The sequence below is a fragment of the Bradyrhizobium sp. genome (genome assembly GCF_030654605.1).
Classification (GTDB): Bacteria; Pseudomonadota; Alphaproteobacteria; order Rhizobiales; family Xanthobacteraceae; genus Bradyrhizobium.
Window position 1 is genome coordinate 30,408 of record NZ_JAURXB010000234.1, and the last position, 23,856, is coordinate 54,263.

General features: G+C 63.9%; 21 protein-coding genes and 1 pseudogene. 6 read left to right on the top strand and 16 right to left on the bottom strand.

Annotated features, from left to right (window positions below):
* Positions 1–23: 23 nt before the first annotated feature.
* The 8 genes and pseudogenes from Q7U29_RS20940 to Q7U29_RS20975 all read right to left on the bottom strand — a co-directional run.
* Positions 24–230 (bottom strand): annotated as a pseudogene (locus Q7U29_RS20940) (tripartite tricarboxylate transporter substrate-binding protein); the annotation flags it as partial.
* 37 nt (positions 231–267) lie between these two features.
* Complete coding sequence (locus tag Q7U29_RS20945) at positions 268–1,452, bottom strand: acyltransferase (RefSeq protein WP_304744445.1); 1,185 nt, start codon at positions 1,450–1,452, stop codon at positions 268–270.
* A gap of 44 nt (positions 1,453–1,496) precedes the next feature.
* Positions 1,497–2,732, bottom strand: a complete 1,236-nt coding sequence (locus Q7U29_RS20950) for a serine hydrolase (protein ID WP_304744446.1) — start codon at positions 2,730–2,732, stop codon at positions 1,497–1,499.
* Positions 2,733–2,885: 153 nt separating this feature from the next.
* Entirely contained in the window at positions 2,886–3,746 is an 861-nt protein-coding gene (locus Q7U29_RS20955; protein WP_304744447.1) for a D-amino-acid transaminase, read from the bottom strand.
* 246 nt (positions 3,747–3,992) lie between these two features.
* A complete protein-coding gene (locus Q7U29_RS20960; protein ID WP_304744448.1) occupies positions 3,993–4,724 on the bottom strand; it encodes an amino acid ABC transporter ATP-binding protein in 732 nt (243 codons plus the stop codon).
* 10 nt (positions 4,725–4,734) lie between these two features.
* A complete protein-coding gene (locus Q7U29_RS20965) occupies positions 4,735–5,427 on the bottom strand; it encodes an amino acid ABC transporter permease (protein WP_304744449.1) in 693 nt (230 codons plus the stop codon).
* Between the two features lie 4 nt (positions 5,428–5,431).
* Positions 5,432–6,163, bottom strand: a complete 732-nt coding sequence (locus Q7U29_RS20970; protein ID WP_304744450.1) for an amino acid ABC transporter permease — start codon at positions 6,161–6,163, stop codon at positions 5,432–5,434.
* 80 nt (positions 6,164–6,243) lie between these two features.
* Complete coding sequence (locus tag Q7U29_RS20975; protein ID WP_370691803.1) at positions 6,244–7,155, bottom strand: amino acid ABC transporter substrate-binding protein; 912 nt, start codon at positions 7,153–7,155, stop codon at positions 6,244–6,246.
* A 667-nt stretch (positions 7,156–7,822) separates the two neighbouring features.
* On the opposite strand from Q7U29_RS20975, the gene Q7U29_RS20980 reads away from it, so the two are divergent.
* The 3 genes from Q7U29_RS20980 (at position 7,823) to Q7U29_RS20990 (ending at position 10,944) form a co-directional block, all read left to right on the top strand.
* Positions 7,823–8,794 carry a tripartite tricarboxylate transporter substrate binding protein gene (locus tag Q7U29_RS20980; RefSeq protein ID WP_370691804.1) on the top strand — a complete coding sequence of 324 codons (972 nt, stop codon included), beginning with the start codon at positions 7,823–7,825 and terminating at the stop codon, positions 8,792–8,794.
* A gap of 142 nt (positions 8,795–8,936) precedes the next feature.
* Entirely contained in the window at positions 8,937–9,422 is a 486-nt protein-coding gene (locus Q7U29_RS20985; protein WP_304744452.1) for a tripartite tricarboxylate transporter TctB family protein, read from the top strand.
* A gap of 13 nt (positions 9,423–9,435) precedes the next feature.
* Positions 9,436–10,944 (top strand): tripartite tricarboxylate transporter permease, encoded by a 1,509-nt coding sequence (locus tag Q7U29_RS20990; protein WP_304744453.1) that lies wholly within the window; start codon positions 9,436–9,438, stop codon positions 10,942–10,944.
* Between the two features lie 33 nt (positions 10,945–10,977).
* On the opposite strand, the gene Q7U29_RS20995 is transcribed toward Q7U29_RS20990, so the two are convergent.
* Both Q7U29_RS20995 and Q7U29_RS21000 read right to left on the bottom strand, forming a co-directional pair.
* Positions 10,978–11,235, bottom strand: coding sequence for a hypothetical protein (locus Q7U29_RS20995; protein ID WP_304744454.1), 258 nt, complete (start codon positions 11,233–11,235; stop codon positions 10,978–10,980).
* A 42-nt stretch (positions 11,236–11,277) separates the two neighbouring features.
* Positions 11,278–12,663, bottom strand: coding sequence for a M20 family metallopeptidase (locus Q7U29_RS21000; RefSeq protein ID WP_304744455.1), 1,386 nt, complete (start codon positions 12,661–12,663; stop codon positions 11,278–11,280).
* Between the two features lie 209 nt (positions 12,664–12,872).
* Between Q7U29_RS21000 and Q7U29_RS21005 the strand changes: the two genes are divergently transcribed.
* On the top strand, positions 12,873–14,261 hold the full coding sequence (locus Q7U29_RS21005; RefSeq protein ID WP_304744456.1) for an LLM class flavin-dependent oxidoreductase: 1,389 nt from the start codon (positions 12,873–12,875) through the stop codon (positions 14,259–14,261).
* Between the two features lie 99 nt (positions 14,262–14,360).
* Here the strand turns inward: Q7U29_RS21005 and Q7U29_RS21010 are convergent, their stop codons facing one another.
* The gene (locus Q7U29_RS21010) at positions 14,361–16,022 is read right to left on the bottom strand and encodes a thiamine pyrophosphate-binding protein (RefSeq protein ID WP_370691805.1); all 1,662 of its coding nucleotides are present in this window, start codon (positions 16,020–16,022) and stop codon (positions 14,361–14,363) included.
* Between the two features lie 205 nt (positions 16,023–16,227).
* Here Q7U29_RS21010 and Q7U29_RS21015 point away from each other — a divergent pair, with 205 nt between their 5' ends.
* Positions 16,228–17,619, top strand: coding sequence for an MFS transporter (locus tag Q7U29_RS21015; RefSeq protein ID WP_304744458.1), 1,392 nt, complete (start codon positions 16,228–16,230; stop codon positions 17,617–17,619).
* Between the two features lie 16 nt (positions 17,620–17,635).
* Here the strand turns inward: Q7U29_RS21015 and Q7U29_RS21020 are convergent, their stop codons facing one another.
* Positions 17,636–18,118: a GFA family protein gene (locus Q7U29_RS21020; protein WP_304744459.1), complete on the bottom strand. Its 483-nt coding sequence runs from the start codon at positions 18,116–18,118 to the stop codon at positions 17,636–17,638.
* A 149-nt stretch (positions 18,119–18,267) separates the two neighbouring features.
* The gene (locus Q7U29_RS21025; RefSeq protein ID WP_304744460.1) at positions 18,268–19,395 is read right to left on the bottom strand and encodes an alkene reductase; all 1,128 of its coding nucleotides are present in this window, start codon (positions 19,393–19,395) and stop codon (positions 18,268–18,270) included.
* A 173-nt stretch (positions 19,396–19,568) separates the two neighbouring features.
* On the opposite strand from Q7U29_RS21025, the gene Q7U29_RS21030 reads away from it, so the two are divergent.
* On the top strand, positions 19,569–20,420 hold the full coding sequence (locus Q7U29_RS21030; protein WP_304744461.1) for an SDR family NAD(P)-dependent oxidoreductase: 852 nt from the start codon (positions 19,569–19,571) through the stop codon (positions 20,418–20,420).
* A gap of 787 nt (positions 20,421–21,207) precedes the next feature.
* On the opposite strand, the gene Q7U29_RS21035 is transcribed toward Q7U29_RS21030, so the two are convergent.
* From Q7U29_RS21035 to Q7U29_RS21045, 3 genes are all read right to left on the bottom strand, one after another.
* Positions 21,208–21,414, bottom strand: coding sequence for a hypothetical protein (locus Q7U29_RS21035; RefSeq protein WP_304744462.1), 207 nt, complete (start codon positions 21,412–21,414; stop codon positions 21,208–21,210).
* A gap of 90 nt (positions 21,415–21,504) precedes the next feature.
* Positions 21,505–22,701, bottom strand: a complete 1,197-nt coding sequence (locus Q7U29_RS21040) for a hypothetical protein (protein ID WP_304744463.1) — start codon at positions 22,699–22,701, stop codon at positions 21,505–21,507.
* Positions 22,698–23,729 (bottom strand): hypothetical protein, encoded by a 1,032-nt coding sequence (locus tag Q7U29_RS21045; RefSeq protein ID WP_304744464.1) that lies wholly within the window; start codon positions 23,727–23,729, stop codon positions 22,698–22,700. The genes Q7U29_RS21040 and Q7U29_RS21045 overlap by 4 nt, the downstream gene beginning before the upstream one ends.
* Between the last annotated feature and the right edge of the window lie 127 nt (positions 23,730–23,856).

Consider the following 23,856-nt stretch of genomic DNA (forward strand, 5'->3'; position numbering starts at 1 on the left):
GGACCAGAGACGTATTGGAATGCCTATTCGATCCTGATCCCCACAGCCTCGATCACCTTGCGCCAGCGCTCCTGCTCGGCGCGGAAATAGCGGTCGAGCTGCTGCGGCGGGCCGCCGACCATGACGAGGCCCTCGTTCACGCTCAATCGCCGGAAGATGTCGGACTGCAGCGCTTTCGCCGCGGATATGTTGAGGCGGTCAATGATCTCGGGCGGTGTCCTGGCCGGTGCATAGAGCCCGTTGGTATCCTGGAGGCACGACGATAGCTCAGATCATTCTCGCCACGACGGGAATCTTTCGCAACGCCACCGTCAGCGCCCAGCTCAGCGACAGCGTGCCGGTGAACACGATCGCAGACTTGACGAGGGCCGGCCAGGAATGATCGTAGACGACGTATTGCAGCCAGATCGTGAAGATATAATGCAGGAGGAAGATGCCATAGGCCGACGGCCGCAGCGCATCGAGCAGGCCCCAGCCGGATTTGGCGAAGCGCAGAAGGATCGCCGGCACGGCGAACACCATCGCGGCGCTGAACAGCGCAAAGGCGAGGCCGTAGCTGATTTGAAACACCGGCGGCGGTCTGTCGAGATCGATCCAGTGATGCTTGACATAGACCAGAAACAGAATCGCGGCATAGAACAGCAGCGCCCAGCCGAGCCAGAGTGACCAGCGTTTCGCCAGTTCGCCGTCTTCCGCGAGCAGGCCGGCCCGCAGGCCAACCGCGCCGACGCCGATGCCGGCGAAGAAATATCCGGTGTAGAGCAGAATGCGGCTGGTCTGGATCGGGAGCGGGTAGCCCCACGGCTCGAGCCAGCTGCCGTCGCCGAACATCAGGCGCAACGGCAGGTAGACCGCGATCGAAAAGACCAGAAACGCCACGAAGGCCGCCACCGGCCGATTGCGCATGGCAAACACGAGTTGGCCCAGCGTCGCGATGGCGCGCGGCATCGCGAGCCAGACCGCGGCGGCCATGGCGTCCAGCGCCAGCAGCACCCACAAAAACCAGGCCGGCCCCGAAGGCCAGGGCCCGATAGTGATCGTGTGCCACCAGAAATGCAGAAAATTGAAATCGGTGGTGCCGGGCAGATGATAGCGCAGGAAGGTCGGATAATAGGCGACCGGCATCAGCACGAAGATCGACAGCAGGAACGGCACCCCGAGCCGCCAGGCGCGGTCGCGCAGGAACTGCGCCGATCCCTTTCGCGCCAGGCTATCCCGAACGAACAGTCCGGAAATGAAGAACATGAAGGCCATGAAGAAGCTGTCGTTGAACAGCACGACCAGGTCGAAGCCGAGCCAGCGCATTTTGTCGCCGCTGCCGAAATGGGTGTAGTTGACGACGGAATGGTGCAGCAGCACCAACAGCGTGATCAGCGTTCGCGCGCGGTCGAGCGGCGCGACGCGCTGCGGCACGGTCGTCGCCTGATCGCTTCCGTCGGCTCTTTTCAGCATTCTGGTCCATTCCACACCGGGCCGGTCCGTTTGCCCCGTTCAAATCACTTCGAGAACGCGTCGTAAATGATCTTTTTCAGCCTGGCCTGTATCCGGACGCGCTCGGACGGGGTGTTCTCCATCAGCACGAAAAACATGTCCTGCGCGCGGTCAATCACCAGATACACGCCGGTCGCGCCATCCCACTTGATCTCCCCGGGCGAGCCGGGTGGCGGCGGCACGGCGTTGCCGGGATCGGTGCGGATGCCGAACCCGTAGCCAAAGCCGAACCCGTCGCCGGGAAAATAGAAATAGTTGCGCTCGACCCCGGACCCCGGCCCGATATGGTCTGTTGTCATCGCAGCAAATGTCGCCGGGCTGAGATAGGTCTTGCCCTCCAGCGTCCCGCCATTCAGCAGCATCTGCGCGTAGCGGGCGAAATCCGTGATGGTCGAGACCATGCCGCCGCCGCCGGATTCCCACCGCGTGACATCGAGCGAGTTGCGCTCGACATGGCGGTCCTTCGGCAGCGGCCAGGCGTAACGCGCCCGCTCCGCCGGATCGGTCAGGAAGAATTTCGTCGAGGTCATGCCGAGCGGATCGAGCAGCTGCGTCTTCTCGAACTGATAGAGCGACTGGCCGGAGGCGACCTCGATCACGCGGCCGAGCACGTCGGTCGAATGCCCATAATCCCAAAGCGTGCGCGGCTGCCCGGTCAGCGGCACCTTCGCGATCCGTTCGGCGAATTCGGCATTGTCGAAATCGCCGAGATAGATGCCCTCATAGGCCGATTTGGCCAGGCCTTCGCCATAGAAGCCATAAGTGATGCCGGAGGTTTGCAGCAGCAAGTCCTCGATCGTGACCGGCCGGCCCGGCGGCACCAGATCGAGCACCGGCTTGCCTCTTTCATCCTTCCGCTCGACGGCGACCTTCATCGCGGCGAAGGAGGGAATGTATTTGCTGACGGGATCGGCAAGCGCGATCTTGCCGCGGTCGACCAGCATCATGGCCGCCACGCTGGTGATGGTCTTGGTGACGGAATGAATCGGGAAGATGCTGTCCGTCGTCATCGGCACGCCGGTGTCGACATTGCGCTTGCCGAAGCTCTTGAAATACACCGGCTGGCCGCGGCGCTGGATCAGAACGATGGCGCCGGGAATTTTGCCGGCGGCGATTTCGCCATTGAAGAAATCGTCGATCCGCTGGAGCTTCTCGACCGACAGTTCGGCCCCCGGCGGGGGCCCGAACGCAGCCGCGACGCCCGGCAACGAGACCACGGCCGTGGCGATGGCAGCGACCATCCTGACCAACAGGAAAGTCGAGGCACGGGATGACCTTGAATCGCGCAAAGACATGCATTGACCTGACGGCAAAGCGATCGACCAGATCCGAGAATATGGCATTGCCGCCGCCCGATCCAGATACGGCGTTGTCGCGGCGGCCGGGCGCAGAACTCAGACCGCAGTAGCCCTGGCGAAATCGACATAGATCTCGCGCAGGCGGTTGGTCATCGGCCCCGGTTTGCCGTTGGCGATGGTCTTGCCGTCGATCGTTACCACCGCCTGCACGAAGACGGTGGCGCTGGTGATGAAGGCTTCCTTGGCGGCAAGGGCTTCCTCGATCGTGAACGGCCGCTCCTCGATGCGCAGCTGGCGCTCGGCGGCGAGGGCGACCACCGCCTTGCGGGTGCATCCCGGCAGGATCGCGGATGAATTGTGCCGGGTCACGATCACGTCGTCCTGGGTCAGGATGAAGCAGGACGACGAGCCGCCTTCGGTGACCTTGCCGTCCTCGATCATCCAGGCCTCGCCGGCGCCGGCTTCCGCCGCGGCCTGCTTTGCCAGGACCTGCGCCAACAAAGCCACGCTCTTGATATCGCGCCTGACCCAGCGCAGGTCGGGCACGGTGATGACGCCGATGCCGGTTTTGGCCGATTCCGCGTTCACGATGTCCTTGACCGAGGTGAACATCACCAGCGTCGGCTTGACGTCGCCTTTGGGAAACGCGAAATCGCGCCCGGTATCGGCGCCGCGCGTCACCTCCAGATAGACCATGCCGTTGACGAGATGATTGCGCGTGACCAGCTCCCGCTGGATTTCCTGGATGCGGTCGATCGTTTCCGGCAATGCCAGCGAGATCTCGCCGACCGAACGCTCCAGCCGCGCCAGATGCGAGGCATTGTCGATCAGCTTGCCGTCGAGCACGGCGGCGACTTCGTAGATGCCGTCGGCAAACAGAAAGCCGCGGTCCAGTATCGAGACCTTGGCCTCTGACATCGGCACAAACGAACCGTTGACGTAAGCGATCTGTTCCAAGCGGGTTCTCCTGCAGGGGGCGAAGCGGATTTGGCTGCGTTATATACGCAAAATGTTAAGGCTTGAACGACGAATTTGGGTGATCAAGCGTAGACCGAACATCCTCGTCATTGCGAGGAGCCAACGGGTCGCGCGAACGCGCGCCCGACGACAGGCTCCGCGACGAAGCAATCCAGCCTTGCTGCGATCAAGCTGGATTGCTTCGCTTCGCTCGCAATGACGTGGATAGGCCTGAACCAGCCCCCACTAATGCGCCAGAATCTTCGACAAAAACTTCTGCGCGCGGTCGCTGCGCGGGCTGCCGAAGAAATCCTCCTTCAGGGCATCCTCGACGATTTCGCCCCGGTCCATGAAGATGACACGGTGCGCGACTTTCCTGGCAAAGCCCATTTCATGGGTGACCACCATCATGGTCATGCCCTCGCGGGCGAGATCGACCATGACGTCGAGCACTTCGGAGATCATTTCGGGATCGAGCGCCGAGGTCGGCTCATCGAACAGCATGGCGATCGGGTCCATCGCCAGCGCTCGCGCGATGGCGACGCGCTGCTGCTGACCGCCGGACAATTCGGCGGGATATTTGCGGGCATGCTCCTTCAACCCGACCCGATCGAGCAGCTTCTCCGCCTTGGCGACGGCCTCGTCATGCGACCGTCCCAGCACCTTTTCCTGCGCCAGGCACAGATTCTCGATGATCTTCAGATGCGGAAACAGTTCGAAATGCTGGAACACCATGCCGACTCGGGCGCGCAGTTTCGGCAAGTCGGTCCTGGGATCGTTGACCTTGATGCCATCGAGAATGATATCGCCGCCCTGGAACGGCTCCAGCGCATTGACGCATTTGATCAGCGTCGATTTTCCCGAGCCGGAGGGGCCGCACACCACTACCACCTCGCCTTTGGCGACGCTGGTGGTGCAATCCTTCAGCGCCTGGAAAGTAGGCCCGTACCATTTGTCGACGTGACTGATCTCGATCATGCGCGCTTCCCTAACGGACGATACTGATACGCGCCTGCAGGCGCCGGACGGCGAAGGAGGCGGCGCAGGAAATCGTGAAATAGACCACCGCCGCGAACAGGTACATTTCGACCAGCCGGCCGTCACGCTGCGCCACCTTGCTCGCGGCGCCGAGGAAATCCGGCATCGACAGCACATAGACCAGCGAGGTGTCCTGGAACAGGACGATGGTTTGCGTCAGCAGCACCGGCAGCATGTTGCGGAACGCCTGCGGCAGCACGACGTAGCGCATGGTCTGGGCGTAGGTCAGGCCCAGCGCATTGGCGGCGGCCGGCTGCCCCTTCGAGATCGACTGGATGCCGGCGCGCATGATCTCGGAAAAATACGCCGCCTCGAACATGATGAAGGTGACGAGCGCGGAGGTAAAGGCGCCGACGTTGACCGGGCGCGAGGCGCCGGTCACCCACTGCCCGATATAGGGCACCAGGAAATAGAACCAGAAGATCACCAGCACCAGCGGCAATGACCGCATGAAGTCGACATAGAGCCCGGCGATGCGGCCGAGCAGCTTGAACCCGGACAGTCGCATCAGCGCGATCAGCGTGCCGAAGACGATGCCGCCGAGCGCGGACAGCGCGGTCAGGGTCAGCGTGAACGTCATGCCGTCGAGGAACAGGTAGCCGAGCGAGCGGCGGATGACGTCGAAATCGAAATTGACGAACATGGCGCTATTTCCCCGTGATGTAGCCGGGGATCGCCAGGCTGCGTTCGAGGAAGCGCATGCCGACGACGACGACGATGTTGATCAGCAGATACATCACGGTCGCGGCGGTGAAAGCCTCGAACACCTGGAACGAGAATTCCTGCATCGACCGCGCCTGGCCGGTCAGTTCGATCAGGCCGATGGTGATCGCGACCGCGGTGTTCTTGATGGTGTTGAGGAACTCGGAGGTCAACGGCGGCATGATGATGCGAAACGCAATCGGCAACAGAATGTAGCGATAGGCCTGAAACGTGGTCAGCCCGAGCGCGGTCGCGGCCTGCTTCTGCCCGCGCGGCAGCGAGGCGATGCCGGCAGCCAGTTGCACGGCGACGCGCGCCGACATGAACAGCCCGATCCCGATCGCCGCGGTATAGAACGGCGCATCGGGAATCTGCTTCAGCCAGAGCCCCCAGCTCCGCGGCAGCAATTCCGGCAGCACGAAGAACCAGAGGAACAGCTGCACCAGCAGCGGCATGTTGCGGAAGAATTCGACGTAAGCGAACCCGATCCAGTAGGCGGTTTTCGACGGCAGAGTTCGCAGCACGCCGATCACGGAGCCGAACGCCAGCGCGATGATCCAGGCGCACACCCCGGTCTGGATGGTCAGCCACAGCCCCCTGAGCAGCATATCGAAATAGGTGCCGGTCCCGCCCGGGGCCGGCTCGAAGAAGATGCTCCAGTTCCAGTTGTAACTCACGAGGACCTACCGTCCGTTATGCCACCGAAACGCGCCCATGCAATGGCCGGGCCATTGCATGGGCGGAAGCACCCGTTTGCCTACTTGTAGGAATCCGGATCCGCCGAATCCGACGGTTTGGCGAACTCGTTCTTCAGCTTTGCGTCGATCGGCACGTTGAGGTTCAGGCCCTTGGGCGGAATCTTCTGGGTAAACCATTTATCGTAGATCTTCTGGCCCTCGCCGCCCATATAGAGCGCGGCCGTTGCCGCATCGACCACCTTCTTGAAGGCCGGGTCGTCCTTGCGCAGCATGATGCCGTAAGGCTCCGGCTTGGAGAACGCGTCCTTCGAGATGACGTAATCGCCCGGCGCCTTCGAGCCGGCAACCAGGCTCGCCAGCAGGATATCATCCATCACGAAGGCCACGGCGCGGTCGGTCTCGACCATCAGGAAGGCTTCGGCGTGATCCTTGGCCGGAATGATGTTGATGCCAAGCTTGCGTTCGGCGCTGGCCTCGGTCAGTTGCTTGATGTTGGTGGTGCCCGATGTCGAAACCACCGGCTTGCCCTTGAGGTCGTCGATCGAGTTGATCTTGCTGGATTTCTTCGTGACGTAGCGGCTCGCGGTCAGGAAGTGGGTGTTGGTGTAGGCGACCTGCTTCTGTCGCTCGGCATTGTTGGTGGTCGAACCGCATTCGAGATCGATCGTGCCGTTGGCCAGCAGCGGAATCCGCGTCGATGACGTCACCGGATTGAGCTTGACCTCGAGCTTGTCGAGCTTGAGCTCCTTCTTCACGGCATCGACGATCTTGTAGCAGATGTCCATGGCGTAGCCGATCGGCTTCTGGTTGTCGTCGAGGTAGGAAAAAGGAATCGACGAGTCGCGGAAGCCAAGGGTGATGGCGCCGGTTTGCTTGATGTTTTTCAGCGTCCCGGTGAGTTCCTGCGCCATCGCCGGTCCCGCGCAGAGCGCGGCGGCGAGCGTGTAGCCGATCATAGCATTGCGTTTCATACGTGTGCTCCTTGCTTGGTTGATATCGTCGACTGCTGGAAGATCTCGCTCAGGACCGGCGCAATATAGCGGCGAAATTGCCCGGGGTTCTCGCTCATCGGAAAATGACCGAGTTGTTCCATGATGGTGACGCTGGCGCCGCCGATCGCGGCCGCGGTTCGCCTTGCGGCGCGGCTCCCACCAGGCCGCCGACGTCGCGCGACAGGAGAAACGCCAGGACCGTATCAGGACCGACGCCTGCGCACGGCCGCGCGCCATCAATGCAGGCGCCTGCTCGAGCAGCCCGGGAATTCCGACAAACGCCTTGATCACGGCGGCGTCGGAGGCATCGGGGGATGGCGTCATAGGCTTCAAGCAGGCGTTTTCCTGCAATGCCGACATTGGCAATATGAACGGAACAGGCGCTTCCGGTCCCCATATCTATGACCCGAACGTAAGGCCATCGCAATGGGCCGTTTGGAGGACTCCCGCGATGCGCCAGGGTCGCGCCGGCCGGCCGGCGTTTTCCGTGGCACGGCAGGCCAACCGCCGGATGTGCCCGATTCCGGGCGGAATGCCCCTGGCACAGCGATTAGGTGCTTTTCTTCCCAACCGTTTTCGGGGAAGATTGAAACCATAAACAGAACAATGCCGGTCTCGTCGTGAGCGGGCCGCAGGGAGAAGCAGAATGTTCCGACGAAATCGTTTGATGATCGCTTTTGCAGCGGTCGGCATGCTGATGTCCGCCAGCGCCGGTGCGCAGGAGTATCCCACCAAGCCGATCACCCTGATCGTGCCCTGGCCCGCGGGCGGCTCGACCGACATCTCGATGCGGGCGATCGCCGAGAGCGCATCCAAGATCCTCGGCCAGCCGGTCACGATCGACAACAAGGCTGGCGGCAGCGGCACGGTCGGTCCGGCGACCATGGTGGCAGCCGGCAAGCCCGATGGCTACACCATCGCGCAAATCCCGATTACCGTCTTCCGCCTGCCGCTAATGCAGGAGGTATCGTGGGATCCGGCCAAGGACTTCAGCTACATCGTTCATCTTACCGGCTACACCTTCGGCGTCACCACCAGCGCCGAGTCGCAGTTCAAGACCTGGAAGGACGTGGTCGATTTTGCCAAGGCCAATCCCGGCAAGGTGACTTACGCAACGCCCGGCGCCGGAACGTCGCTGCACATCGGCATGGAACAGATCGCCACGCTGGCGGGAATCAAGCTTACACAGGTGCCGTTCAAGGGCGGCGCGGAAACCAATGCCGCGGTGCTTGGCCAGCACACCATGTTGCAGGCCGATTCCACCGGCTGGCGTCCGCTGGTCGACGCCGGCAAGCTTCGGCTCCTGATGGTGTGGACCTCGGCGCGGTCGCCTAATTTCCCCAACGTGCCGACGCTCAAGGAACTCGGTTATCCCATGGTCTATGATTCACCGTTCGGTATCGCCGGGCCGAAAGGCATGGATCCCAAGATCGTCGCCAAGCTGCACGACGCCTTCAAGAAGGCGCTCGACGATCCCGCCGTGATCGCAACGCTGGCCAAATTCGACATGGTTCCGAACTACAAGAATACCGAGGACTACAAGAAGTTCGTCACCGAGGTCACCAATTCCGAACTCAAGGTGATCGAGACGCTTGGCCTGGCGAAGAAGAAGAATTGACCGCTATCATGTCCCGGACACGGTGCAGCGCTTCTTCGGCGCTGCACCGCAGAGCCGGGACCTACACCCGCGTTATGGACCCCGGCTCTGCAGCGCACCGAAGGCGCTGCGCTGCGTCCGGGGAACGCCTGAGAAAAAATCGATGACCGATCAAACCAACGTCAAACTCCGCCTCAACAACTCCGAGCTGTGGGGCGGGCTGATTGGCCTCGCGCTCGGCGCCTTCGTCGTCTGGTCGGGCCTCAAGCTCAGGCTGGGGACCATCAACGATCCCGGCTCCGGCTTCGTGCTGTTCTACACCGGCCTGCTGATGTGCGTGTTCGCCGTTACCATCATCGTCGCGGCGGCGACCGAGGGCGGTCCGACCTTTGGCTCACGCTGGAAGGACGCGCGCTGGACCAAGCCGCTACTGGTCATCGCATCGCTCATCGCGTTTTCCTTTGCGCTCAATCCACTCGGATTCCTGCTCTCCACGATACCGCTGATGTTGCTGCTGCTGCGCCTGATCGATCCGGTGCGCTGGTCGCTGGCCATTCCGATCGCCCTGCTCGCGCCGCTCGGGGTGTGGTGGGTCCTGAAGCGCCTGCTCCTGATCCAGTTGCCTTCGGGCATCCTGGAAATTGGCTGACTGGACTGAGAATATGGAAACTCTTCTCAATGTCGGGCACGGCTTCGGCATCGCGCTTTTACCGATCAACCTGCTCTACTGCTTCATCGGGGTGTTCGTCGGCACGCTGGTGGGCGTGCTACCCGGCATCGGTCCGATTTCGGCGATGTCGCTGCTGTTGCCGATCACGCTGTCGGGAACGCCGGAGTCCGGCATCATCATGATGGCCGGCATCTATTACGGCTCGATGTATGGCGGCTCCACCACCTCGATCCTGGTCAACATCCCCGGCGAAGCCGCCTCGGTGGTGACCTGCATCGACGGCCATCAGATGGCCAAGCAGGGCCGCGCCGGGCCGGCGCTCGGCATCTCGGCGCTAGGCTCGTTCATCGCCGGCACTTTCGCGCTGATTGCACTGATGCTGGTGGCGCCGTCGCTCGCCAGCGTCGCGATTGCATTCGGACCGGCGGAGTATTTCAGCCTGATGGTTCTGGGACTGGTGGTTCTGACCTTCCTGACCCAGGGCTCGATGGCGAAGGCACTCTTGATGGCCTGCATCGGCATCGTGCTCGGCCTGATCGGGCTCGACAGCATCACGGCACAACCTCGCCTGACCTTCGGCCGCCTGGAACTGATCGACGGCATCGGTCTGGTGCCCGTGGTGATGGGCCTGTTCGGCATTGCCGAGGTATTGATCAATACCGAGCAACTGATCAAGCGCGACGTCATCAACGCCAAAATCACGCAGCTGCTGCCGAACAAGGCGGACTGGAAGGCCAGCGCGGGCCCGATCGGGCGTGGCACCATCCTCGGGTTCTTCCTGGGGATTCTGCCGGGCGGCGGCTCGGTGATCTCCTCGTTTGCGTCCTACGCGCTGGAGAAGCGGCTGTCGAAGACGCCGGAACGGTTCGGCAACGGCGCGATCGAGGGCGTCGCGGGGCCGGAAGCCGCCAACAACGCCGCCGCCGGCGGCGCCTTCATTCCGCTGATGACGCTCGGCATTCCGCCAAACGTGGTGATGGCGCTGCTGCTCGGCGCCTTCGTCGTCCACGGGGTGCAGCCCGGCCCGCTGATGATCACGCAGAACCCCGGCCTGTTCTGGGGCATCGTCGCCAGCATGTATATCGGCAACGTCATGCTGCTGGTGCTCAATCTGCCGCTGATCGGGATGTGGGTTCAGCTCCTGAAGCTGCCGTACAACATCCTGTTCCCGCTGATCATCCTGTTCACCATCATCGGCGTCTATTGCTCCAGCAACAACGTGTTCGACGTCTATGTCATGATCGCCTTCGGCGTGATCGGCTATTTCATGCGCAAGATCGGCTACGAACCCGCCCCATTGGTGCTGGCCTTCGTGCTGGGACCGATGCTGGAAAACAACCTGCGCAAATCGCTGATCCTGTCGCAGGGCGATCTCTGGACCTTCGTCGAGCGTCCGATCTCGGCGGTATGCCTGGCGATTGCGGTGGTGCTGCTGGTCGGCCCGCTGCTGCCCTCGTTCCGCAAGAAGCGCGAACTGGTGGCGCTGGAGGAAGGCGCCTAGGTTAGTCCAGGCTTCAGAGCGGCCTTTGAGTTTTCAGAGCAGTTTGGCGCGCGCGAACAGGGCGCGCAGCGCGTTGGTTGCCTGCACGATCAGCATGCCATCTTCGGCTGCGGCCTCGAGCGCGGCCTTCGCATCGCTGTGCAGCGACTTGAATTCCATCCACTCGACCGAGTTGAGGCTGCTGATGAAGCCGTAAGCCTGGCCGACGGTCTCGATCGCAACGGTCTTGCCGTTCAACTTGACCCGGAACGTCGCCTTCAGCCGTGTTTGGGAGTCTGATGCCTTGTTCATCGCATTACCGTTGTTCAGCGGCACCGGCATAGTCAACGGAACTCATGGCCGACCGCGTGGCCTCTCGCCCAGATCCCAGAACAGGCCGGCCATGATGCCCAGCGCCTCTTCGGTCACGTTAAGCAGAATGTGCTCATCCGGCGCATGCTGCGAGCAGCCGGGATAGGAATGCGGCACCCAGATCGTGGGCAGACCCAGCCCTTCGGAGAACACGTCATTGGGCAGCGATCCGCCGAAATTCGGCAGGATCGCCGGCGCCTTTCCGGTGGTCTGTCGGATCGATTCCGCCGCCCAGCCGACCCAGGGGCTGTCGAAATCGGTGCGTGACGCGGCAAAGCTCTGGGCCGCGCTCACCTCGACCATCGCAAACCCGTTATTGTGCAGATGCGCCCGCACTGCGTCGACGACCTGGTCGATCCGGGTGCCGACGACGAAGCGCAGCTGCAGCACCGCATGCGCCTCACCGGGGATTGCATTGGCGGGGCTTGCAATGTTGCCTGACGACATTGCCAGCACTTCCAGCGTATTCCACGCATAAAGCCGTTCGGCCGCCGACAGCCCCTCCTCGCCCCAATTCTCCGACAGGGCCGGTTCATCGGCTGTCGGCTCGACCTTCACATCGGCCAGCACCGCGCGAATCGCGTTGGAAATGCGCGGCGGCTTCAACTGATCCAGTTGCATGCGTCCCTTGTGGTCGACCAGGCAGGCGATCGCGCCCGCCAGGATGGTCGCGGCATTGGCGAGCACGCCGCCCCAATTGCCGGAATGATGCGCGCCGTCGCGCAGCTTGACGTCGAGATGAATCCGCAAGCCGCCGCGGCAGCCGAGGAAGATGGTCGGCCGATCGGCCGACAGCCGCGGCCCGTCGGATGCCAGAAACAGATCAGCCTTCAACTCCTCGCGCAACGCCTCGCATACAACGCGCAAGTCAGGCGAGCCGATCTCCTCGCCGGTCTCGATGATGAATTTGGCATTGAAGCCGAGCTTGCCGCCGCGCGCCGCGCGCACGGCCGACAGCGCCGCCATATTGATGCTGTGCTGGCCCTTGTTGTCGGCGGTACCGCGGCCGTAAACCCGATTGCCCGACACGGTGGTCCGCCACGGATCGAGATTGTCGCGCCATTCGCCTTCCATGCCGTCGACGACATCGCCATGCCCGTACATCAGGACGGTCGGCGCCGACGCGTTCTCCTGATACGCCGCGACCAGATAAGGACCCTTTCCGGTCGGCGATTCGATCAACCGCGAGGAGAAATCGAGCTGCGCAAATGCCGGCTTCAGGCCGTGCTCCAGATAGGCGCGCAAGGCATCGCCGCTGCCAGGCTTCTGGCTTTCGGTCCGATAAGCGACCCTGCGGTCGAGTTCGGCGAGGAATTCGCCGGAATGAAGCTGTTGGCGCGCTCCGGCGATGGCATCGGCTCTGGTCATGTCTTCTCTTTTGCAGCTGATTTTTTGGTCATGACCTTTCGGCCTTGGCTCAACGTAGCGATAACCGGCGCCGACCGGAAGTGGGCGCGACGCGGACAATTTGCTTTGCTAAGCACAGCCGGAATGCAACAATTTTGTTCGCAGCCCGGCGTTCAGATCGGGCGAATGACAGGGTGGACCCCCGCGGGGCGCCTCGAGGTTCGTCGATCATGAAAAAGCAGATCCGGCTCAACGCTTTCGCCATGAACTGCGTCGCGCATCAGTCGCCGGGGCTGTGGACCCATCCGCGCGACCGCACCAGCGAATATAACCGGCTGCCGTACTGGATCGATCTGGCGAAAACGCTGGAGCGCGGGCGGTTCGACGGGCTGTTTCTCGCCGACGTGCTCGGCGTCTACGACGTGTTCGGCGGCAGCCCGGACGCTGCCTTGCGCAACGCCGCGCAGGTGCCGGCCAACGATCCCATGCTGCTGATCCCGGCGATGGCGGCCGTCACCGAGAACCTCGGTTTTGGCGTGACCTCGAACCTGTCCTACGAGCCGCCCTACACGTTCGCGCGGCGGATGTCGACGCTCGATCATCTGACCGAGGGGCGGGTCGGCTGGAACGTGGTGACCGGCTATCTCGACAGCGCAGCCAAGGCCGCCGGCAAGGACAAGCAGACCGGGCATGACGACCGCTACGACGTCGCCGACGAATATATGGAGGTGGTCTACAAGCTCTGGGAAGGCAGCTGGGAGGACGATGCGGTGCTGCGCGACCGAGCTCGCGGTATCTTCACCGATCCCGCCAAGGTGCATCGCGTCGTTCACGCAGGAAAAAACTACCGCGTCGATGCCATTCACCTCTGCGAACCCTCGCCGCAGCGCACCCCCGTGCTGTACCAGGCCGGCACCTCGCCGCGCGGGCGACAGTTCGCCGCCGAGCATGCCGAATGCGTGTTCATGTCGGGGCCATCGGCAAAGATCATCGCACCGCGCGTGGCAGCGATTCGCGAACTCGCGGCGAAGGGCGGGCGCAACCCGGCCGAGATCCTGATGTTCAGCATGTTCACCGTCATTCTCGGGCGAACCGAAGCCGAGGCGAAGGCCAAGTACGCCGATTATCGCAGCCACATCAATCCCGAGGGCGCGCTCACGCTGATGTCCGGCTGGACCGGCGTCGACTTCTCGACCTATGACCTCGACCAGCAGGTCCGCCATGTCGAGAACGACGCCGGCCGCAGCGCGATGGACAACATCACCCGCGCCGATCCCGACCGGGTCTGGACCGTGCGCGAGGTCGCCCAGCATGTCGGTATCGGCGGCGCCGGGCCGGTCGCGGTCGGCACACCGGAAACGGTCGCCGACGCGATCGAAACCTGGTTCGAGCAGACCGACGTCGACGGCCTCAACATGCCGTTCGCGGTGTCGCCGGGCGATTTCGAGGATATTGCCGACATGCTGGTGCCGGAGCTGACCCGGCGCGGCCGTTACAAGCAGGCCTACGCCGAAGGCACGCTGCGCGAAAAACTGTTCGGCGCGGGGCGTGCGCGCCTCGGCGCCCCGCATCCGGCGGTGCAGCACCGGCCGAACGTGCGGGCGAAGGCGGCGGAGTAAACAGCTCTCATCGTCATTGCGAGGAGCACTTGCGACGAAGCAATCCATGTCGCCACACAAAGAAAGATGGATTGCTTCGCTTCGCTCGCAATGACGTTGTTAGACGGTACCGTCCACCACCACCTCGATCAGCTTGGCACCGGGCCTTGAGAACGCCGACTTCAGCGCCGCCGCGACATCCTTCGCCTCGGTGATCTGCATCGCTTCGAGCCCGAGTGATTTTGCCAGTGCCGTGAAATCCACCTTGGGATCGGCGAAATCCATGCCGACGTAGTGATCGTCGCCGTGAAATGCCAGCAGCCGCTGCTTGATGATGCGGTAGCCGCCATTGTTGACGATCACCACGGTCAGCGGCAGCTTGTGATGCGCCGCGGTCCACAGCGCCTGGATCGAATACATCGCGCTGCCGTCGCCGGAGAAACACACCACGGGACGGTCGGGATTGGCCAGGCTGACGCCGACCGAGGCCGGCAGTCCCCAGCCGATGCCGCCGGAAGCCAGCGCGTGATAGCCGTAGCGGTCGCGATGCGGACGCAGCGCCAGAATCTGGCGCGACGATGTCAGTCCCTCGTCGACCAGGATGGCATTTTCCGGCATCGCCTCCACCACCTGCAGCGCCAGCCAGTCCGGATCGATCGGCGAACGATCTCTTGCCTTTGAAATCTGTTCGACCAGCATCTTGCGTTTGGCGGTCCAGTTCTTCGATGCCAGCGCCGCCAGCCCCTGCTTCGCCCGCGTCTCAAGCGCAGCGCCACCGGCGATTTTCAACGCCGGGACCAGCACGCGCAGGGTTTCCTTCACATCGGCCTTCAGCGCGATCTCGGCGCTGTAATTCTTGGCGAGGTCCCAGTCGACCAGCCCGATCTGCACGATCGGCATGCCCTCGGGCAGCGGATCGATTTCGCTGTAGACCGACATCCGCAGGGGATCGGCGCCGAGCACGATCACGAGATCGTAGGGCGACAGCACCTCGCGCACCTGCTTCTGCAGCCGCGACAGCGCGCCCATGAAGCACGGGCTCTCCGACAGGAAATGCGCGCCGTAGGGCGTCGAGCATTGATAGGCGGGCGCGCCCAGCGCTTCCGCCAGATCGGCTGCTTCCCGCAGCGCGTCGCTCTTGACGATTTCGTCGCCGGTGATGATGACGGGATTTTGCGCCTTCAGGATCCGCTGCGCCAGCGCCTGCAGCGACTCGTCCGACGGCCTGACCCTCGTATCGACGCGGGTCGAACTGCCCAGTTCGATGCCGGCCTCGGCATTGAGGATATCGCCGGGCAGCGAGATGAACACCGGCCCGGTCGGCGGCGTCATCGCGATCTTGGCGGCGCGGCGCACGATCCGCGGCAGGTCTTCCAGCCGCGTCACTTCGACCGCCCATTTCACCAGTGGCTCGGCCATCTGCACCAGCGGCCCGTACAGCACCGGCTCCATCAGGCCGTGGCCCTGCTCCTGCTGGCCGGCCGTGAGGATCATCGGCGTACCGGTAAAGCTGGCATTGAACAGCGAACCCATCGCATTGCCGAGCCCGGGCGCGACATGGACGTTGCAGGCGACGAGCTTGCCCGAGGCGCGGCTGTAGCCGTCGGCGATGGCGACCACCAGGCTCTCCTGCATCGCCATCACATAGGTGAGATCGGGATGTTCCTTCAGGGCGTGCATGATCGGCAATTCGGTGGTGCCGGGATTGCCGAACAGATGGGTGATGCCCTCGTCCTTGAGCAGTGCCAGGAACGCCGAGCGCCCGGTAATACGATTCATCAAATGTCTCCTCCTCCCCGGGGCTCGTTGACCTGCGGGTGTTGCCATCATGGCTGATCCGCACCATCCGTTGCAAGGAAGCGCGGTCATGGCAGCCCTGCGCCGGCACGCGCGCTTCCGCTATTGTATTGGCGGTCGGTTGATTCATAGTGGCTTTGAAAACCACATGGCCGAAGGCCGTATTATCAGGTCTGGAGCACTCCCCGCGATGTCGGAAGCAGCTGGTTCGGCGAAGGGACCATCCCCGCATGATGGTCTGCCGGCCGAGCGCCGGCGCTGGGCGGTGGCGGCGATCTTCATCGCGGTCGCCGTGGCATCGCTCGATACCGCGATCGCCAACATCGCGCTTCCCGCCATCGCCGCCGACCTGCATGTCAGCCCCGCCGATGTCATCTGGGTCGTCAACGTCTATCAGATCGCGCTGGTGGCGACCTTGCTGCCGCTCGGCGCGCTCGGCGAAATCGTCGGTCACGAGCGAATCTATCTGGGCGGATTGCTGCTGTTCACAGTGGCGTCGCTCGCCAGCGCCTGCGCGTGGTCGCTGGAGAGCCTGCTGGTGGCACGCACGCTGCAGGGGCTGGGCGCCAGCGGCCTGATGAGCGTGAACACCGCGCTGGTGCGCTTCGTCTATCCGAGCCGCCTGCTCGGCCGCGCGTTCGGCTACAACGCGCTGACCGTTGCGACCGCGACGACGCTCGGGCCGACGGTCGCGGCCGGCATTTTGGCGCTGGGGCCGTGGCCGTGGCTGTTCGCCGTCAACATTCCCATCGGCCTGATCGCGATCGCGATCGGATTGAAGACGCTGCCGCGACCGCCGCGGGCGGTTCACCCGTTCGACTTCGTCGGCGCCATGATGGCAGCGGGCGCTCTCGGCCTCATCATCATCGGGATCAGCGGCGCGGCGCATCATGCCGCCGTCGGGCTGGTCGGGGTCGCATTGGTAGTCGGGATCGCGCTCGGCTGGCTTCTGATCCGCCGGCACGCCAGTCATCCCGCGCCGATGCTTCCCGTCGACCTGTTTCGACTGCCGATCTTCGCGCTGTCGGCGGCCACCGCCGTCTGCTCGTTCGTGGTGCAGGGGCTGGCGTTCGTGGCGCTGCCCTTCTACTTCCAGGAAACATTGCACCGCACCGCAGTCGAGACCGGCCTGTTCATGACGCCCTGGCCGCTGGTGGTCGCGATCATGGCGCCGATCGCGGGCCGCCTGTCGGACCGCTATCCGGCCGGGATCCTCGGCGGCATCGGCCTGGCGCTGCTCTGCCTCGGAATGGGACTGCTGGCCACACTGCCGGCGGCGCCCGCGACCGCCGATATCGTCTGGCGCATGGCGCTGTGCGGATGCGGATTTGGCTTCTTCCAGGCTCCCAATCTCAAGGCGCTGATGTCGAGCGCCCCGGCAGGCCGCAGCGGCAGCGCCAGCAGTATCGTGGCGACCGCCCGTCTCACCGGACAAACCATCGGTGCGGCGCTGGCCGCATCCTGTTTCAGCTTCGTCGGCCGCGATGGCGCCGTGGTGGCGCTCGCACTGGCCGCGGGCGTCGCCGCGATCGGCAGCCTGATGAGTTTTCTGCGCCTGATCGCGATCCCGCGGCCCGGCTGATCGCGCCCACCACGTTTCAGAACATCCCCTCGTGCTCGACGCGCTTCTTCCTTTTCGAGCGCTGCCACACCACGCCGGGAAAACCTTTCAGCGGCACCAGCGGCTCGCCGGACCAGGTCCACTCCTGCAGCTGCTCGATCGCGATGTGATAGAGCGGCTGCCGGCCGGTGCGGCCCGCAAACAGCGCACGCGGGATGTTGACCATGTGCGGTGAGCGCGGGCGCTCATAGACCAGCGGCGTGCCGCAATGCGTACAGAAGCTGCGTACCGTCCTGGTCGCCTTGTCCTCGAATCGGGTGATGGCGGCCTTGCCTTTCGTCACCCGAAACCGCTTGCGCCAGCTGCCGACATAGGTCGCATAGGCCGCGCCATGGGCGCACCGCGATGCCGCCGAATGATCGTGCCAGGCCCAGCGCGCGGGGGTATCGATCTCGAAGGCGACCTTGCCGCAGAGGCATTGGCCGCTGGCTATTCCAACCGCTGTCGCTGCCTTTGCCATTTTGCTCGCTCCCTCCACGTCATTGCGAGGAGCGCTTGCGACGAAGCAATCCATTCTTCCTTTGCTGGGCTATGGATTGCTTCGCTGCGCTCGCAATGACGTTGATGCATTGGTGCCGAATTACACTTCGAAGCTTCCGCGCTGCGTTCTCACGCCTTCACCAGCTCATCATGAACAGGGTAATCCGTATACCCCGCGACATCGCCGCCATAGAAGGTCGCGCGGTTGTACGGCGTCAGCGGGAAACCGTGCTGCAGCCGGCGTGGCAAATCGGGATTGGAAATGAAAATTCGTCCGAACGCGATGGCGTCGGCGTAGCCGTCCCTGATCGCCGCATCCGCGGTCTCGCCTGTGAATCCACCGGCCGAAATCAGCACCCCGCTCCACATCGGCCGGAACAGCACCATTGCCGATGGCACGTTCTGCCAGTTGACCTCGGCGCGGCCGGAGCCGCTGGAGCGCGGCTCGACGAAATGCAGATAGGCGAGGCCGAGCGGATCGAGCGCCCCAATGACGTGGCTGTAGAGCGGCATCGGATCGGGCTCGCCGCTGCCATTGGCGACGCCATAGGGCGACAGCCGCACGCCGACGCGGTTGGCGCCCCAGACGCCGATCACGGCCTGCGTGATTTCCATCAGGAAGCGCGTGCGGTTCTCGATCGAACCGCCATACTGGTCGGTGCGCAAATTGGTGTGCGACTGCAGGAACTGCTCGATGAGATAGCCGTTGGCGCCGTGGATTTCGACGCCATCGAAACCGGCCGCCCTGGCGTTGGCGGCGGCCTGCCGGAAGGCCTCGACGACGCCGGCGACCTCTGCAGTCTCCAGCGCGCGCGGCGTCTCATAACTCGTCGACTTGCCATCCGCCGTTGCCGTCTTCAACTCGGCCGGAATCGGCACCGCCGAAGGCGCCACCGGCAGCACGCCGCCGGGCTGGAACGAGGAATGCGAGACGCGGCCGACATGCCAGAGCTGCAGGAAGATCACGCCGCCCCTGGCGTGAACGGCATCGACGACGTCGCGCCAGCCCTTGATCTGCGCGTCCGTATAGATGCCGGGGACGCCTGGGCTTCCGAACGCGGTCGCCGACACCGGCGAAGCTTCGGCGATGATCAGGCCGCCCGCCGTGGCGCGCTGCGCATAATATTCCACATTGAGCGGCCGGGGCGCGAGTGAAGGCTTTTCCGCCCGCATCCGCGTCAGTGGCGCCATCACGACGCGATGCTGGAGCTGATACGGTCCGATGGTGAGTGGTGAAAACAACGACGTCAATTTCATGTCCGCCCCGGTTGATTGTTCTTGAAATGGCTGTGTAGCCGGTTCCCGCCGCCCACAAAAGGCTGGCTGGGCGAGATCGCCTGTTATGAAGACCTCCCATGCGGTTTCGTGCATGGTAGGGCTGCTGCATCGCCATCGTCCGCGATGCCGTGCCTAGAACCAGGGAGGAACGCGTGTCCCATCCAGCCATCGCCCCCAACCATGTCGCCGTCATCACCGGCGGGGCTTCCGGCATCGGGCTTGCCGCCGCGATGCGCTTTGCCGGTCTCGGCATGAAGGTCTGCATCGCCGATCTCGGCGGCGACCGGCTCAAGGAGGCCGAAGCGAAGCTGGCGTCCGTGGCGCGAGGCGCGTCCGCCGATATCATGGCGATGGCGGTCGACGTCAGCCGCATGGAAGAGGTGTCGGAACTGGAGAACGCGGTGCGCAGGCGGTTCGGCTGCGCCGACCTCCTGATGAACAACGCCGGGATTCAGCCCGGCAGCACCTTGTTCGGCCCGCTGGAGAACTGGCAGCGTATTCTCGGCGTCAATCTGTGGGGCATCATCCATGGCTCGCAGGCCTTTGCGCCCCGCATGATCGAGCGCGGGCGGGCCGGCCTGATCATAAATACCGGCTCGAAGCAAGGCATCACCACGCCGCCCGGCGATCCCGCCTACAATGTCTCCAAGGCCGGCGTGAAGGCCTTTACGGAGGCGCTGCAACATGAGCTGCGCAACACCGCGGGCAGCAAGGTCAGCGCGCATCTCTTCATTCCCGGCCACGTCTTCACCGCCCTCACCGCCCGCGGCCGTACCGAGAAACCCGCCGGCGCCTGGACGCCGGAGCAGACCGTCGACTTCATGATCGAGCGCGTGACGGCGGGCGATTTCTACATCCTCTGCCCCGACAACGACGTGCCGCGCAGCCTCGACGAACGCCGCATGCTGTGGGCCGCCGGCGACATCATCGAAAATCGCCCGGCGCTGTCGCGCTGGCATCCGGACTACGCCGAGGCGTTTGCGCGGTTTGTGAAGGGGGAGTGACATCTCTCAGCGTCGTCCCTGCGAACGCAGGGACCCATACGCCGTGCCGTCGAGATTGTGTATGGTGTGAACGGGCTTTGTTGAACCACTGCGCCATTGCGTCAGACGACCGGGGTCATGGGTCCCTGCGTTCGCAGGGACGACGCGAGAGGGTTTTTCGAACACCACGGCAAACACACCCTCGCGATCTCGCGGCTGGATTCGCCCGAGGTTTGCTATCGAATCGCCCCACCCTCGAAATCAGAGGGCGCAGGGAAAGCCGGGTGCACGCTGCACCCGCGGTCTCGTGTGCAATAATGCACGAGAAAAACGCACACGAGCATACAGGTTCAGCGGAGGCATCCGGCTTTCCCTGCGCAATGGTTTACGGCTTATACGTGGTCTCCCCGGTGAGCCATGCACTTTTGCCACCGTCGCCCGCGCTGCCTTAAGCTGCGAACTTGACACCAGCATCTGGGGTGTCAGGACCATACGATTTCGCCGTCCACTTCCAGCGCTCGGGTCAAGAGCGCCATCCGCGTCCACCGCATCCCCGTCCCGCATTGGTGACCTTGCGCAACGCCCCTCTGAATGGGACGGGATGGCGAAACATATAGCCTGATTTTCAATTCCGAAAAACAGAAATATTTTTGCCGAAAGGGCTTGACATCGATTCCGATAAACCGAAGTGATTTGCCCGACGGGATAAAAGCGCCGATCCAATGGCGCAATCGGGGGCGGATGATGTGGCGGCCCCGGATTACGCAAGGGCTCCATCCGGGCTACGGGTCTCGGAGGAGCGTCCCGATCACAGCGTCTCTTGCTTGTGTCCGCATTGCTTGCAGGCGAACTTGACACGGGTCGCGCCCTTTTCCGCCGAGATGCGGTTCGGCGCGCCACATTTGCCGCAGGTGGTCTCGATGCGGGTATTGCCCTGCTTCACGACCAGCGCCTTGCGTTCCATGGTTTCGCGTATCAGGCGCTCGGCCTCTTCACGCATCGCCCGCTTATCCATCCGCTTCCACCTGTCGTGAGAATGCCGAGGCGGGCCTTATAACACCCGCATCGGCATTTTCGACAGTGGTCGCGAAAAATTCTGCAGGTCTCAAACCTCTTCCGGCGTCAGCGCCAGCAGGCGCCGCACCAGCGCCAGCGCGGTTTCCGTGGCCGGATCGGCCGATATCACGGGAACCGCGAGCACGATGAGGTCGACCGGATCGTGGTTCAGGATGATCAGGTGGGTAGCGCTATGGGCCGCCATCAGCGACACCGCGCGCTCGACGGCCGGATCGGTGGGTGCGAGGCCCCACGGCGCCTCGGTGCGGCGCAGCACCCGTTGCGTCGACAGGAAGTCGCGCAGCAGAGGCGGATCGTAAGCCGCAAGATCGCTTTCGCGACAGCGCCTTGCGCTCTCGAAGATCGGGTGACGCTCGAGTTCCGCTATCAACGCATCGCGTGTCCGCGCCGGCGACGCCGCGACCGAATTCAGCACCCCCGGCACCTGCGATTCGAAATGCGCTCGCAGCGCATCGACCATCAGGCCGATGGTCAGGACGCCCGACATCGCGATGGTGGCGAACCGCATGATCTGCGCGGCATCGACGTCGGGTGAGACGAAGGCCGCTGCCGCGCCGAGCAGCGCCGCGCTCGAAAGCCGCAATGCGGTCATCGCAAGGGCCTGACGGCGCGTCTCCGCGCCGCCACCCGCGATCAGGATCGCGGTGACAACGAGCAGCGCACCGAGGGCACCGAGTCTGACGGGAATATCGGGCGCGAACACCTGGAAGTCGGTGACGATGAAGGGGATGACGAGAATGGCGCCGACGGCAAGACGGCCGATGCTGCGGTTCTCCGACGCCAGCAGCGTGCCGCGGTCCCTGAATTCCAACAGCCAGCCGCAGGCGGCGAAGCCGGCCAGCTGGAACAGCGCCAGCAACACGTAATAGGCCGTAAAACTTTCCATGCCGAGGACGCCGGCGAAACCGAGCCCGACACCGCCGGCCACGGCGGCGATCTTGAGGAGCCGGGGCGCGTGCCGCCGCAAAATACCTTCGGTGACGAGCAACGCGCCGAGCGGCACCAGCGCGGCCGGAATCATGGAGAGACGGTCGAGCCAGACACTTCCCGTCCACCACGCCGCCCCACGCACCAGGAACAGCGTCGCGATGAACCCGAGCGCGACCAGCAGACGCCTGGTCAGTGGACTCCTGGGATCGCGCCGGTGCAGCATCATCATGGCGACGCCGAGACCGATCGCGCCACACAGATTGACGATGGAGCCGGCGATGACGCCCGGTGTCATCGCTGCCGCCCATCGGTTTCGCCCAGCCGCGGCCGCAAGCTGCCGAAGGCGCGGCTATCGTCGAGCCAGTAGAAAACGGGGAGCAACAGACGCTGCAGCGACAACACCGCGCCGGCGGCGAGCAACGCCGGCAGCGAACCGGGCGGCACTTCGCGCAGCAGATAGCGGCGGGCGACGGCGAGATCGATGCGGCCGATCTGCAGGATGTCGTCGCCTCTGGGGTAATCGAGCTCGCGCGCGCAGAACGCCTCGTATTGCGGGTCGCGATGTTTGGGCGCGCTTTCGAAAGTCTTCTTCAGCGCGTCCGATCCGCCCGTATAGGCATCGGCAATGACAAAGCGGGCCTCGTCGAAACCGGCCTCGTCGCCGACGCCGAACACGGCGCGGTGGCGGCGCATGATGCCGCGCGCCAGCTGCAGATGCGCAAAGCTCTGCCGCGCGCCCGGATGCGGCGACGGAAACACATCCGAAAATGTCTCGCAGACCATGCCGACCACCGCGGGCACCTGGGTGACGTTGGAAATCCATTTCGGCCGCAGCCCGTCGCGCACGAACAGCACCAGTGCGGTCAGGCCGTACAGCACCCAGGACAGGCCCTGCCCGCGCTGGTCGGGATCGACCATGACGAGGCCGAGATGGGTCACCTCCGCCGGCTCGCCGTCGAGTTCGACGGGCATGACCGACAAGGCATTGAATGCGACCGGGCGTCCCGTGGCTTCTTCCGAGATCAGGGTGACGACGGCGCACGACAGTTTTTCGCGCTCGCCGGAGAAGATGCCGTAGGTGAGGCTCTCCGCCGGCAGCGTCCTGGCGGCGACGATGCGCAGCTGCGCGACGAGCGATTCGAGTTCGGCTTCCGGGAGCGACAGTCCCGGACTTTCGACGATCCGGGTGATGAGCCCGGCATGGGTGCGCAAGGTGATATCGATTTGGGGTTGCGACAGCGCCTGCCACCAGAAGCCGGCATGGCCGCGCAGCTGCGCGACCGCCGATCGTACTTGTCCCCCGTTGCTCCACCAAGACGCCATGCTGCCTGCCCGTAATCCGGGAAGAGTTGTGCATGGCGCATCTTAAGGAGGTTTGAGCGCGGTGACACGGGGTTGCGGCAGGGTAAAGGATGTTTGAAGGGGCGGTCTTATCCCTCCCCCCGCGCAG

Coding starts and splice junctions, on each gene's coding strand:
- Q7U29_RS21005 (WP_304744456.1), top strand. CDS start 12,873: ATGAAAAAGCAGATCCGGCTCAACGCTTTCGCCATGAACTGCGTCGCG.
- Q7U29_RS21025 (WP_304744460.1), bottom strand. CDS start 19,395: ATGAAATTGACGTCGTTGTTTTCACCACTCACCATCGGACCGTATCAG.
- Q7U29_RS21035 (WP_304744462.1), bottom strand. CDS start 21,414: ATGGATAAGCGGGCGATGCGTGAAGAGGCCGAGCGCCTGATACGCGAA.
- Q7U29_RS20975 (WP_370691803.1), bottom strand. CDS start 7,155: ATGAAACGCAATGCTATGATCGGCTACACGCTCGCCGCCGCGCTCTGC.
- Q7U29_RS21000 (WP_304744455.1), bottom strand. CDS start 12,663: ATGACCAGAGCCGATGCCATCGCCGGAGCGCGCCAACAGCTTCATTCC.
- Q7U29_RS20990 (WP_304744453.1), top strand. CDS start 9,436: ATGGAAACTCTTCTCAATGTCGGGCACGGCTTCGGCATCGCGCTTTTA.
- Q7U29_RS20950 (WP_304744446.1), bottom strand. CDS start 2,732: ATGGTCGCTGCCATCGCCACGGCCGTGGTCTCGTTGCCGGGCGTCGCG.
- Q7U29_RS21015 (WP_304744458.1), top strand. CDS start 16,228: ATGTCGGAAGCAGCTGGTTCGGCGAAGGGACCATCCCCGCATGATGGT.
- Q7U29_RS20980 (WP_370691804.1), top strand. CDS start 7,823: ATGTTCCGACGAAATCGTTTGATGATCGCTTTTGCAGCGGTCGGCATG.
- Q7U29_RS20965 (WP_304744449.1), bottom strand. CDS start 5,427: ATGTTCGTCAATTTCGATTTCGACGTCATCCGCCGCTCGCTCGGCTAC.
- Q7U29_RS20995 (WP_304744454.1), bottom strand. CDS start 11,235: ATGAACAAGGCATCAGACTCCCAAACACGGCTGAAGGCGACGTTCCGG.
- Q7U29_RS20945 (WP_304744445.1), bottom strand. CDS start 1,452: ATGCTGAAAAGAGCCGACGGAAGCGATCAGGCGACGACCGTGCCGCAG.
- Q7U29_RS21020 (WP_304744459.1), bottom strand. CDS start 18,118: ATGGCAAAGGCAGCGACAGCGGTTGGAATAGCCAGCGGCCAATGCCTC.
- Q7U29_RS21045 (WP_304744464.1), bottom strand. CDS start 23,729: ATGGCGTCTTGGTGGAGCAACGGGGGACAAGTACGATCGGCGGTCGCG.
- Q7U29_RS21040 (WP_304744463.1), bottom strand. CDS start 22,701: ATGACACCGGGCGTCATCGCCGGCTCCATCGTCAATCTGTGTGGCGCG.
- Q7U29_RS20960 (WP_304744448.1), bottom strand. CDS start 4,724: ATGATCGAGATCAGTCACGTCGACAAATGGTACGGGCCTACTTTCCAG.
- Q7U29_RS20985 (WP_304744452.1), top strand. CDS start 8,937: ATGACCGATCAAACCAACGTCAAACTCCGCCTCAACAACTCCGAGCTG.